The sequence below is a fragment of the Mycobacterium sp. genome (genome assembly GCF_040509115.1).
Classification (GTDB): domain Bacteria; phylum Actinomycetota; class Actinomycetes; order Mycobacteriales; family Mycobacteriaceae; genus Mycobacterium.
This window is the reverse complement of the sequence record NZ_JBEVLO010000390.1, coordinates 1-11826: the sequence shown is the minus strand read 5'-3', so window position 1 is coordinate 11826 and position 11826 is coordinate 1. Positions and strand designations below refer to the sequence as shown.

The following is an 11826-nucleotide window of genomic DNA, read 5'->3' as shown; positions in this document are numbered from 1 at the left end:
ATTCCGCCGTTCCCCCCGCCGACGATCAAGACGTCGAAATGCCCGTCCAAGTCTCGGAGGTCAGCGTCCATGACGGGGCCTTACCCCGTTGTGTCCGCCTCAATCCTCGGCCTGGTCCGCCCTAGTCGGCGTCCGCCTCTGGTTCGGTCAGCTCCGGCGCGTTCTCCCGGGTCGCCATCCCCCCTCCGCCTCCGTGGTCGACGGGTCCGGGGCGACCGCCCTTTGGCTCGTGTGCCTGGTTGTCTTCTTCGGCTTCCTTGACCATGCCATCTCCTTCGGGTCGTCTTCGCCAGATGAACTACCCGCTTCGGCCGGTCTCGAAGAGTGCGTGATCCTTCAGCCCGCGGTGACTCGGTGGGACGCGGTCAGCCCCGTCCGTCGAAGTCGACGACGGTCGCGATCAGCGCCTCGGGGTTTTCGTCGGCGATCCAGTGACCTGACCCGGCGATGCCTTCGACCGTGACGGACTCGGCGATCTCGTTGCCCAATTCCTCGGCGGCGCTGCGGTGCGAAAGACTGGCCTCGCCGTACATGCCTAGGCACGGAATCGTCAGCTTCCCTCCCGACTCGAGGGCACCGCGGATGTCGACGGCGTCCTGCTCGAACGCCCGATACAAGTCGAATCCCGCCCGCATGGCCCCCGGCTGTTCGTAGGCGTGGACGAACGTGTCAACGTCGATCGCAGTCGGTCTGGCGGCTTGGCGATCGTAGAAGTACTGCAGATATACGCGCTCACGGCCGGCCACCAGCGCCTCGGGAAGGTCGAGAATGCCGTGGAAGGAGAAGTGCCAGTCGGTCGGTGTGCTCTTGATGCGTTCGTAGTAGCTGGTGCCGGGTTGTGATGCCTCTCCATACCCCAGTGCGCGGGTGTCCTCGCGGTAGCGGAAGGCGTACGCGGTCGCGACCATCGAGCCGATGTCCAGGCCCAGGACGAATGCTGGGTCGGTGAGCCCGAGGTGGTCGTGGAGCAGAAGGTGGACGTCCTCGGCCATCTCCCATTTCGTGTAGCCGCCCCGGGGGAGGGCGGCCTCCCCGCTCCGAACGTCTGCAGGATGACCGTGATCGCTACGTGGCCGTGAGGAATGACCCGCGCCGCGGTAGTCGGGCGCGATGACACGGTAGCCAGCCGCCGCGAGCGGCTCGATGACGTGCCGCCACTGCCACGACGTTTGCGGAAATCCGTGCAGAAGTACCAGCGCGTTGGGCCCTTCGCCCGCATCGTAGTAATGCATCCGGACACCCGTCCGCAGGTAGGCAGAGCCGGTCAGCTTGCTGAGGTCACTTAACGGCATGAGAGCTCTTTCTGGTCGATGGCTGTCTGGTCGATGGCTGTCTGGCGGCGGTGACCATCGGATCACGACGACGGTCGTCTGCCCAGCGCTATCTCTTGGGAGATGGCATCCAGCTCGTCGCCACCCGCCATCTCTTGGGTCAGGTGCGCGAGCGTGATCTCATCGCGGGTGCAATCGAGTTTCTGGCGGCCTCGCTTCAGGAGCACGAAGTGATTGCCGACCAGGTGGGCGTGGTGGGGATTGTGCGTGATGAACACCACGCCGAAGCCGGCCTCCTTTGCAGCGGTGATGTACTTCAACACCACCCCCGACTGCTTCACCCCCAGGGCCGCCGTGGGTTCGTCGAGGATCAGGACGCGCGCGCCGAAGTACACCGCCCGCGCAATGGCGACGCATTGCCGCTGTCCGCCGGACAGGGAGCCGATCGGTGCGTCGACGTCGGGCAACTCGATCCCCATCTTCTCCAGCTCGGCAAGCGTGGTCGCCCGCATCGCGTTGGCATCGAGCCTGAACGGAAAACCGCGCCCGCGGAGTTCTTGGCCAAGAAAGAAGTTGCGCCACACCGGCATCAGCGGGACGACGGCCAAATTCTGGTACACGGTTGCGATGCCCTTGGCGAGCGCGTCAGCGGGCGTGGTGAAGTTCGTCGGTTCGCCGTCGACCAAAAGGTCGCCTTCCGTTGGCTGATGCAGGCCGGCCATGATCTTGATCAAGGTTGACTTGCCAGCACCGTTGTCGCCGAGGATGCCGGTGACCTCACCCGCGTGTATTCGAAGCGAGATGCCCGTGAGCGCGCTGATGTGTCCGTAAGTCTTTCCGATGCCGCGCATTTCGACCAGCGGCACTGAGCTATCGGCGGTTGCGGTCATGGTCACCTCTTGGCTGCGTAGTTGCGGAAGGCGTTGTTGGCGATCACCGCGAACAGCAGCATGGCGCCGAGGAAGAACTTGAACCAGTCCGGGTTCCACCCGGCGTACACGATGCCCTGATTGGTCATGCCGAAGATGAACGCACCGATGAGGGTGCCGATCGCCGACCCGTATCCACCGGTGAGCAGGCAGCCACCGATGACCGCGGCGATGATGTAGAGGAACTCGTTGCCCACACCCTGGCCGGACTGCACCGTGTTGAACGAGAACAGCAGATGCATGCCGACGAACCAGGCGGCGAACCCGACGAACATGAACAGGCCGATCTTGACCTTGGTCACCGGTACGCCGACCGCGCGAGCGCTTTCCTGGTCACCGCCCACGGCGAAGATCCAGTTGCCGACGCGGGTGCCGAACAAGACGTAGGTGGTGACCGCGGTGAACAGCAGCCACCACAACACCGTGATTCGGATCCCGCTACCACCGATGGTGAACGACGATGCGAAGACCGCACGTGCCGAATCCCAGCCTGCCATGTTCGAGACGCTCGTCGTTGCCACTTGGCCTGAAACCAGTTTGGTGACAGCGAGATTGATCCCGGTGAGCATCAAGAAGCTGCTCAGGGTGATCAAGAAACTCGGAATCTGCGTACGCATGACCAGATACCCGTTCAGAAATCCCACGGCCAATGCCACGATCAGCGCCAGGCAGGCACCCATCCAGAGATTGAGGTTCAGGTTGTACGAAATCATGGAGGCAGCCAACGAACTCGTTGTCACGGCAACACCGGCCGAGAGGTCGAATTCACCGCCAATCATCAGCAGCGCCACCGCGCACGCCATGATCCCGATCGTCGACGAGGCATAGAGGACGGTGCTCAAGGCTTCGGGACCGCGAAACGGCGGCGCGAGAATCAAGAAGAAGGCAAATATTGCGACGGCCCCGCTGAGCGCACCCATCTCGGGCCGAATCAGCAGTCGCTGAACTCGATTTCGTTTCCGCACCCTCGAGTCTGGGTGTGGATCATCGCCGGCCCGCTGTGGGTGTGCCGAACTCTCCCTCGTCTTCAGCTTCACGAGCGTCATCACCGCGTTCCGGCCTGGGCCAGCTCGGCGATCGAGTCGACGTTGGACTTGTCGACGAAGGAGGGTCCGGTAAGAACGGGCAGACCACCGCCGATGATGTTCCTGTTGTTCCGGTACAGCCACAGCGCATCGATCGCGAGATAACCCTGCAGGTAGGGCTGCTGGTCGACGGCGAATTCCACGGTGCCGTCCTTGATCGCATCGACCAGAGCGCCGTCGGTGTCGAAGGTGGCGATCCGTGCACTGCTGCCCGCAGTCTTCAAGGAGTCGGCGACCGTCACCGCGTACGCCGCCCCCAGGGTGATGACGGCGTCGATACTTGGGTCCTGCTGAAGCTTGGCGGTGACCGTCGCCTGCACGGACGGCATGTCGGTGCCATTTACGTTCACGACCTCGGTGGTGCCTGCGAAGCCTTCCTTGACGCCTGCGCAACGCTCCTCGAGGCCAACCGTGCCCTGTTCGTGGATGACGCACAGAACGTGCTTGACCCCCTCGTCGGAAAAGCGTTGGCCTGCAGTCTTACCCGCCAGTCGCTCGTCCTGGCCGAAGTACGCGAGCGCGTCCAGATCCTGCCAGTTGCCGATGCCCGAGTTGAAGGCGACGATCGGAATATCAGCCGCGACAGCGGCTTTCACGGCTGGTGCCATCGCCTCCGGCTTTGCGAACGTGACCGCGATACCGTCGACGCCGCTGTCGATGGCGCTCTGAATCAGATTCGCTTGATTGGGAGCCTGCGGATCGCTCGAGTACCGCAATTCGATGTTGTCCTTGTCGGCGGCCGCTTGGGCGCCCTTGCGGATCAAGTCCCAAAAGGCATCCCCCGGCGGGGCGTGGGTCACCATCGCGACGGTCATCCGCGGGGTACTCGCCGCCGCGCCGTCCGATTCGGATCGGCCCCCGGTACTCGAACAGGCTGCGAGAACGACGACCGATGCTGACAGGGCGAGGAGTTTGCGCGCCGTGGATCGGCTCGATTTGAGCTTCATCGATGAACCTTTCGGTGGAGGGTGTGCACTCGGCCTTCGACGTCGACCTGATCGCCATTGCGCGATGTGACTGGAACCACAACGTGCTGACACCGCCACGCTAGCGTTTGGACCTTCTTTGGTCAACCGGTTGACCAATATTGGTTGACCAATGGGCCGCTGACAACGCGCCGGAAGGGTGACCATCGCCAAGTTCATTGCCTTCGAGTTGGATTGGCGATGAATGCGTGCAGAACTCACCGCAAGGCGCGCAGCGCGCCGTGCGACGGCGCGTGGTCAGTTGATGTCTCGGGGCCTACGTACTCAGGGAAGAGTGCGTGATCTCGGCCGTGCCGCCGCGAGGTGCCCATGCAAAGGCGCCTGCCGCGAAGAGTCGCGTCTCGGCGCCCACGTTGCCGTCGATTCCACGCTGGTCCAACCACTCAGCCAACATGTCGACCATCTCCAGCGCGAAGGACTCGATCTGACCGGTGCGCCGACCCTCGGGATCCGGGAGCGCATTGATCTCGACGTCGAGCGTCCGATGTCCGATCGTGTACTGGCTCTGCTCGAAGAGCTCGACGACGACCTTTTCCGGCGTGGTGAAGTATTGCCGTGCGCCCATCTCGGCGAGATCGCCCATCAACGTCGCTAGGTCCGCGCCGTCGACCAGCGTTGAGTCGTAACGGATGTTGATCCGTGGCATGTGCGTGCTCCTCTTAGATGGGTGTGGCGCTTAGTCGTGTTCCCGGGCGGCGTTGACCGTCGCGACACTGTTGCGCAGATCGTCGAGCGGCGACCCCGCGCCGGGCACGCGGTCTTGTTCGATGGTGGCGTATCCGTTGTAGCCCACGTCGTCCAGCGCGCGGAGCACTGCACCTATGTCCACCACACCCTGCCCTAGCGGGCAGAAGATCGGTTTCGCGAGGGCATCCCAGAAACCGATGTGCTCCTCGACGACCTCCGTGTGCACTGCCCCGAAGATGTCCTTGAAGTGCATGTGAGCCAGCCGGTCGGAGTACCGGGCGATCGCCCGTACTGGGTCGACGCCGGCGTAGGCGAGATGGCCAGTATCCAGGCAGAGGTTGAGCGCTGTTTCGTTCGCCACCCACTCGATCTCGTCGGCGAACTCGATGAAGCCGCCTGCGTGAGGATGAACCGCTGGGTTCAGTCCGAAGTCGGTGGCGATCTCTGCCACGGAGTTCAACGTGGTCGCCAGCTCACCGAGCTCTTCCCCAGTGAGTCGGACCGCGGCGTCGGACCGACCTGCGGTCCCAACGCGGCGCTCACCCGGCCGGTCGATGATGACCAGGATCGATCCCCCCGCTGCGGCGATCGCCCTGCATGCGCGGGTCGCCTCGCGGAGAACCCGCTCGCGTTCCGCCGGCTGGCGCATGTTGTCGAAGATGAACGAACCAACCGCTGTCAGGTCGCGCGACGTAAGCGCTTCGCGCAGTTCCTCTTCCGCCTCCGGCAGGTATCCAACCGGCCCGAGTTCGAGCGCTCCGATACCGGAGCGTTGGATGTCGTCAAGGACGGCGGACCATGGCGGGTTGCCCGGGGCGTCGGCGAAGTCGACACCCCACGTGACGGGCCCTGTGGCGAGCGTGACACCCATCGGTGCTCCTTAAGTCTTCGTGCGGGATTCCGCTAGCCCGTGGTCAATACGGAATCGATGGCCACGGATTCGCCTCTGCGACGGCTTGCGTCGCAGGCCTCGGCTAGCTGGATGCTGACCAGGCTGTCGCGCGCGGGCGAGGGGTTCTTCGCCCGGCCGGCTGCAATGTCGACGAACTCGGTGATCTCTGCGACGTACGCCGAGCGGAAGCGATCCGCGAATCCTTGGTAGGGATCGTCGGGGAAGGCAGGCCCATCGGGCTCGAGGGAGCGGATCGCCGTCCGTGCGCCCAAGCCCTGGATGACCGAGTCCCGGCTGCCGAGTACCTCGATGCGGTGATCATAGCCGGCTGGGTTGCGTCGTCCGGCCACCATGACGGCGAGCGCGCCACTCGCGAATCGCATTGTCACCGTGGCAAAGTCAACGTCGCCGATCTCGGCATACACCTCATCGACGAGGACGGAACCCCACGAGCCCACCTCGACGACGGGCTCGCCAACCAGCCACGGCACGGCGTCCAGATCATGAATCATCAGATCCCGGTAGATGCCGTCGGACTGGCGCACTATCTCCGGCGGAGCCGGGAAGTCGTCGTAGGCGTTGGAACGCACGACGTAGATCCTGCCGAGCGTTCCGTCGACGATCCGCGTCTTGATTGCCCTCAAGGCAGGATCGAATCGGCGCTGGAACCCAACCACGACGGGTGTCGAATGCGCCTCCACCATGTCGACGACCCGCCGCATGGTTTCGAGATCGGAGGCCACGGGCTTCTCACAGAGCGTCGGGATTCCCGCCTTCACGCACTCGGCCAAGACCTCCGGGTGCGACGGCGTCGGCGTCGCGACGACCACCGCGTCCACGTCACCCAAGACTTCGCCGACGCTCGCCGCGACAGTGGTCTCGACCGTTTCGGCGTGTTGCGCCGCCTGCGCCGCCCTGCCCTCCGACGGGTCGAACAAGACGATCTCCGAGACTCCGCAGACGTCGGCATTGTTGGCGAGATTCTCCATGTGCATCAGCCCGATTCGTCCCAGGCCGACGAAACCTACCTTCATCGAGAAATCCTCCCTGATTCATTGCGCACGCTGGTGGGATCATTGGAACGCGCTGGTGACCGCGACCCCCCAAGCGCCGAAGCGGTGGCGTGTGAGTGCCGGTGCACCCACCGTATGCCACGTACGATGTTTGGTCAACCGGTCAACCTATTTGGATCATTGGACGGCCCGTGTCAACGGGGGCAGGATGGGGACGTCTCAATATCGTTCGTACGCAGATGCTTTGAGCTTCGTCGGCCAAGCGACTGCGAATCCGGTTGTGTTCAGGCAAGGGCGAGCCCGCTCGTGCGAGAATAGAGGCCAACCGGTGAACCGCTGAAAGGAAGGCGTCCATGCCGACATCTGCGCCGCTGCCACAGTTCTCGATGGCACAGCGCGAGCCCGCCAACGTCGAGCTCGTCCGGCAACTCGTCAACTATCTCTCCTCGGGTAACTTGCGGCCAGGTCAGAAGTTGCCGGGTGAACGAGCACTCAGCGAGGCGCTCGGCGTTGGACGCGCGGCGCTACGGGAAGCCATCAAGTCACTCATCCTGCTTGGCCTCCTCGAGCAGAGGCAGGGCGATGGCACCTATCTCACTAGTAAACCGTCGGACCTGCTGCCCAGTGTGATCGAGTGGGGATTGCTGTTGGGCACGCACGAGATTCGCGAGCTCGTCGAGGCCCGCCAGCATCTCGAGGTCGTCCTTGCCGGTCTTGCCGCACGCAACCGCGACGAGGAGTCGTTGGCCAGATTGCGCGCGATCGTCAAGGAGATGGAGGCGGCAGGCACCGACTACCAGCGCTACATCGATGCCGACGTCGAGTTCCACATGGAGATCGCCCGCGCCAGCCGAAATGGGGTGCTGGGAGGGGTGCTGGGCAACATTCGGTCGCTGCTGCTGGTTTGGACCACCCGGGTGATCACGGCCGCGCAGGAGACCGAAACCTCGTTGGCGATGCACGTTCCGGTGCTCGAGGCCATCGAGAAGGGTGATGCGCGGAAGGCTCGCGCGACGATGCAGGCGCTGATGGACCGCGCCGGTCGTCGACTCCACGCGAGCGTCGATGCGGCCGCTGCCGAGTAGGCTCTGACGTACTTCGCAGCACCCCAAGTCATTTCGCATCTGCGGCGGGTTTCGTGGCCTCACGGCCTTCAGCGCGGGCATTGGCGAGGAGTTCGCGGAGCCGGGCCGTCACGACGTTGGTGGTCACGAAGACCACGATGGACGCCCCCCGCCTTCGCCACTGAGGAATGTCGTCCTCGGAGTCGACGACGACGCACAGCGCGGTGTCCTCTGCTTGATTGACAGCGGTGACGATGGATTCGATTGCCGCCGCCACGTCGGGATGGCCGAGGTCGCCCGGATGCCCCAAGGACATCGAGAGATCGCCGGGGCCGAGCCACACGGCGTCGACGTGTGCCGTGGCTGCGATGGCGGCCGCATGCGGGACGGCTTTGGCGTCTTCGATCTGAACGATCACGGTTGTTTCGCGGCGGGCACGGTCGAGGTGTTGGGTCACTGTACCGGTGGAGTGCCTTCCCGCCCTGGTGCTGGCGGCCAGTCCGCGCGTGCCGACGGGTGCGTAGTGTGCGGCAGCGGCAGCGGCAGCCGCTTGTTCGGCCGTATCGACGTGCGGGGCAATGACTCCCACCGCTCCAGAATCCATCGCGCGCAGAATTGGCAGCGGTTCGTTGACACCGACGCGCACTACGACGGGAATCCCGGCACTGTCCGCCGCGCGGAGATGGTGCTCGAGTTCGATGGTGTCGTCTGCCCCGTGTTCGGTGTCCAGCAAGACGAAGTCGTAGCCGAGGTGACCGGCGACTTCGACCAGGGCAGGATTGGGCACCTTCACGATCAGGCCGAGGAGTTGTTCTCGGCGCCGGATCCGGTCGACCAGCGGTTCGGAGGACGTCGTCGTCTCGATCTTCATGGCAATCCCGTCGTTCGTGGATCGTCGACAAGCACGCCGTCGCCGCCGGCCGGGAGCCGTTCGCTCTGCGTGCCGCGTTCAGGCGTGGCACCGCGCAACTTGGCGAGTACGGCGGATAGGGCATTCTCGGCGCCGACGTTGCCAGGGAAGACCACGTAGGGAAGGCCCGGCGAGATCCCATCGAGCAGTTTCCAGATCGGGATGGTGCCGGGGAGCATCTGCCCGAGTACCAGGGCGCGGCGAGTGGCCAACGCGCGTACTGCCATGTCGCTGGACGTGATGCCGCCCTTGGCTATCAGGAATCCTGGCCGACGGCGGCCAACGACCCTGCTGACGACGTCGACGAGCGCGTCGGCGATCGCGTTGCTGGTGAGCAGCGGTGTGGTCCGGCCCGAGGTCAGCACGGTTCGGCTGGTGCGGATGACGACGTCTCCGCTTTCCAGGGCCGACGAGATCTCCCGGACGCAACGGCTCACTTCGGCGGCGGACGAGGCGTTCTCGTCGGTCACGACTGCGGCGGCGTCGAGTTCGACCAGATGCAAGTCGTGTTCGCGATGCGCCGCGGCGAACTGCGCATTGGTCAGTGCGGTATGGCTGCCTATCACGACGAGGCCGGTGTTGCGGACGTCAATTGCGTCGCTCGCAAGCGGATCGGCCGGATGCTGGCCTGCACACAGCCGTACGAAGGATGGGCCGGACCTGATCACCGGGCGCCGACCCGCCCGTTCCTGCTCGAGGAGTCCGAGCATCAGTACCTCCAGGTCACGGGCGTCAGCGGCATTCGCCACCAGGACCCCCTCTGGGTGCAGTTCGGCGATCCGGGCGCTGACCCGACTTACGCCATCCTGGGAACGCAACTCCGGGATGCCGATGCTCACCGCGCGCGGTGCCGCCGCATCCATCCGACCCTGCACCCAGTCGAGGAGGTTGTCCTCCGTGTACCCGAAGGTCGCGTCCTTGGCGAATTCGGTGCGGGCGGCGGGTACGAAACCCGCACCGCTGCGTACCCATTGGACGTCGTCGATGGTGACCCGTCCGGCCTCGATGAACGCCGGCACGAAGACGGTCCCGTGCGCGGGTGTACCGGCGGCGCGCAATGCTCGGTGCGCTGCGGCGACTTCGGTGGCGAAGTGGCCGCGCAAGGTCGAGTCCGAGCGACTGATCAGTCGAAGCGTCAAACCCTTCTGCCGTGCAACCGAACTCGCCCGACCGATGACGTCGGTGGTGAGCGTCTCCGCAGTGTCCGCACCGACGCTGCGGCTGTTGGTCAGGACGAAGGTCGTCAGGGACTGCTGCTCGGCAGCCCACTGAAGGTCCGTGTCGGTGAAGCCGGGAGTCAGGACGGGAAGGCCTGCGATGCTCTGGGTGCCGGTCGGGTCGTCATCGAGTACCACCGTCCAGACGCGCATCGCCGAGTTCGCTTCGACGATGCGGTCGAGCGCGGAGGAGCCCGTCGTCTCCCGGCTCATTCGGTGATGACGTTGTAGCCGCGACCGGTGTCGCCGGGGGCACTCCAGCCGTCATCGGTCACGACCAGGGTGTCTTCGAGCTTGACGAACCCAACGGTGGCATCCTCCACCCACGTCTCGATCGACAACACGTTGCCCGTGGCCAACGGCTTCTCGGCGTGGTCCCCCGGGTACGGCACCGGCCCGGTGCTCGTCAGGCGGGGCACCTCGTGAGTGATCAGACCCATGCCATGCGCGACGAACTTCATGTCAGCGCGATGGCGGGATTCGGCGAGTTGCGCGTTGGCGACGTCGAAGATGTCGGCGCCGCGGGCGCCGGCGCGAACGACCGTGCGGGCCGCCTGTTGGACCGCCTCGATCTCATCCATGAGCTCCAGCATCAGATCGGTCGGCTCGTTGTGGACGGCCATCCGGGCCAGGTCACCGATGTATCCGTGAAACATGCCGCCACTGTCGAGTGACAGCACCGTGTTCGGATTCCACGGCTCACTGGACGGGGCTCGATTGAGCGAGGGTCCGGCCGCAATGAGGCAGTAGTCGAAGACCATTCCCCTGTCGGTCTGGTGTCGGCGAAATCGTTCGACGATGTCGAACTTGGTCATGCCCGGTCGGACGTCCTCGAACGTCGCGAGCATGGAGTCGATGATTCCCACCGACGCCTTCTCGACCAGTTCGAGCTCGGCGCTCGACTTGACCCCCCTCAGGGTTTCGAGCAGCGTCTGCGCGTCCAGCACGGTCACGCCGGGAAGCTCCTGCCGCAACACGTCAATGCAGTCAGCGGGGATGAACGCCAACTCCACTGCGATCGTTGCGTTTTCGAGCCCACGCTTTCGCAATGCGGCAGCAACCGCGTGGCCAGTGTCAACGCTGGACCAGCTCGTGTTCTGCACGTCTGAGACCCACGGCGGGTCGACCTCGGTGCCCCAATCCTCGTTGCCGCAGCCGACATAGAACGCATCGTCGGGACGGCCCCGCAGGTATCCAACGGCAGGCAGGTAACGGCTCAAACCGATCGCGTCCATGTTGGCGAAGAAGAAGTAGCGGTATCCACCGAGTAGGTATTGCACGTTGTGTTTCGTCGTGGCGATCACCGCGTCGACGCCCGCATCTGCGAGCGAGTCATCGAACCTGCTGTGGTCGAACGGGATCACTGTCATCACTTCCTCGTTTCTCGATGCACTCCTCAGGAGAATGTAGGCGGATAGTGGCCGACCGGTCAACCTTTAACTATTTACGCGTCGCCCACCGGGCCAGCGCCGCCTCGCTGGTGACGTGATCCAGCGCCCAGGCAACCGCACCGCGCAGCGGACCGTCGTCGCCGTGGGCGCCGTCGCGCACCAGCGGAGCCGACGACTTGCGGAAGGCCATCAGCCCATCGCGATAGGCATCGTCGAAAGCCGTTGGCGCAGCGGCCCGCAGCTGGACCGCCAAGCCGCCGAGGGTGACGACGTCGGGATCGTGGAGGTTCACCAGTCCGCCGATCCCCGCGCCAAGCGCCGCAGCCACCGACTCGAAGGCCGCACGCGTGCGGTCGTCGACCGGACCGGTCAGCACGGCAT

The 11826-nt window shown here is 64.7% G+C and carries 13 protein-coding genes; 1 reads left to right on the top strand and 12 read right to left on the bottom strand.

The annotated features are described in order from the left end of the window. Window positions 1-121 precede the first annotated feature (121 nt). The 8 genes from ABW137_RS26900 to ABW137_RS26865 all read right to left on the bottom strand — a co-directional run bounded on the left by ABW137_RS26900 (window position 122) and on the right by ABW137_RS26865 (window position 6884). Window positions 122-265, bottom strand: a complete 144-nt coding sequence (locus ABW137_RS26900; RefSeq protein ID WP_526404522.1) for a hypothetical protein — start codon at window positions 263-265, stop codon at window positions 122-124. A gap of 100 nt (window positions 266-365) precedes the next feature. Further along, window positions 366-1292, bottom strand: coding sequence for an alpha/beta fold hydrolase (locus tag ABW137_RS26895; RefSeq protein WP_526404521.1), 927 nt, complete (start codon window positions 1290-1292; stop codon window positions 366-368). 62 nt (window positions 1293-1354) lie between these two features. Then, window positions 1355-2161, bottom strand: coding sequence for an ATP-binding cassette domain-containing protein (locus ABW137_RS26890; protein ID WP_526404520.1), 807 nt, complete (start codon window positions 2159-2161; stop codon window positions 1355-1357). A 2-nt stretch (window positions 2162-2163) separates the two neighbouring features. Further along, complete coding sequence (locus ABW137_RS26885) at window positions 2164-3246, bottom strand: ABC transporter permease (protein ID WP_526404519.1); 1083 nt, start codon at window positions 3244-3246, stop codon at window positions 2164-2166. Continuing rightward, entirely contained in the window at window positions 3246-4232 is a 987-nt protein-coding gene (locus tag ABW137_RS26880) for a substrate-binding domain-containing protein (RefSeq protein WP_526404518.1), read from the bottom strand. The genes ABW137_RS26885 and ABW137_RS26880 overlap by 1 nt, the downstream gene beginning before the upstream one ends. Window positions 4233-4527: 295 nt before the next feature. Further along, window positions 4528-4917 (bottom strand): hypothetical protein, encoded by a 390-nt coding sequence (locus ABW137_RS26875; RefSeq protein ID WP_526404517.1) that lies wholly within the window; start codon window positions 4915-4917, stop codon window positions 4528-4530. A 30-nt stretch (window positions 4918-4947) separates the two neighbouring features. Next, window positions 4948-5829 carry a sugar phosphate isomerase/epimerase family protein gene (locus ABW137_RS26870; RefSeq protein WP_526404516.1) on the bottom strand — a complete coding sequence of 294 codons (882 nt, stop codon included), beginning with the start codon at window positions 5827-5829 and terminating at the stop codon, window positions 4948-4950. 32 nt (window positions 5830-5861) lie between these two features. Continuing rightward, the gene (locus tag ABW137_RS26865) at window positions 5862-6884 is read right to left on the bottom strand and encodes a Gfo/Idh/MocA family protein (RefSeq protein WP_526404515.1); all 1023 of its coding nucleotides are present in this window, start codon (window positions 6882-6884) and stop codon (window positions 5862-5864) included. A 332-nt stretch (window positions 6885-7216) separates the two neighbouring features. Here ABW137_RS26865 and ABW137_RS26860 point away from each other — a divergent pair, with 332 nt between their 5' ends. Then, window positions 7217-7948 (top strand): FadR/GntR family transcriptional regulator, encoded by a 732-nt coding sequence (locus ABW137_RS26860; RefSeq protein ID WP_526404514.1) that lies wholly within the window; start codon window positions 7217-7219, stop codon window positions 7946-7948. A 28-nt stretch (window positions 7949-7976) separates the two neighbouring features. On the opposite strand, the gene ABW137_RS26855 is transcribed toward ABW137_RS26860, so the two are convergent. The 4 genes from ABW137_RS26855 to ABW137_RS26840 form a co-directional block, all read right to left on the bottom strand. Next, entirely contained in the window at window positions 7977-8798 is an 822-nt protein-coding gene (locus tag ABW137_RS26855) for an HpcH/HpaI aldolase family protein (protein ID WP_526404513.1), read from the bottom strand. Continuing rightward, complete coding sequence (locus ABW137_RS26850; RefSeq protein ID WP_526404512.1) at window positions 8795-10267, bottom strand: four-carbon acid sugar kinase family protein; 1473 nt, start codon at window positions 10265-10267, stop codon at window positions 8795-8797. Before ABW137_RS26850 ends, ABW137_RS26855 begins: the two co-directional genes overlap by 4 nt. Continuing rightward, window positions 10264-11424: a M24 family metallopeptidase gene (locus ABW137_RS26845; RefSeq protein ID WP_526404511.1), complete on the bottom strand. Its 1161-nt coding sequence runs from the start codon at window positions 11422-11424 to the stop codon at window positions 10264-10266. Before ABW137_RS26845 ends, ABW137_RS26850 begins: the two co-directional genes overlap by 4 nt. 70 nt (window positions 11425-11494) lie before the next feature. Next, on the bottom strand, window positions 11495-11826 hold a 332-nt coding region (locus tag ABW137_RS26840; protein WP_526404510.1), incomplete at its 5' end, for an ROK family protein.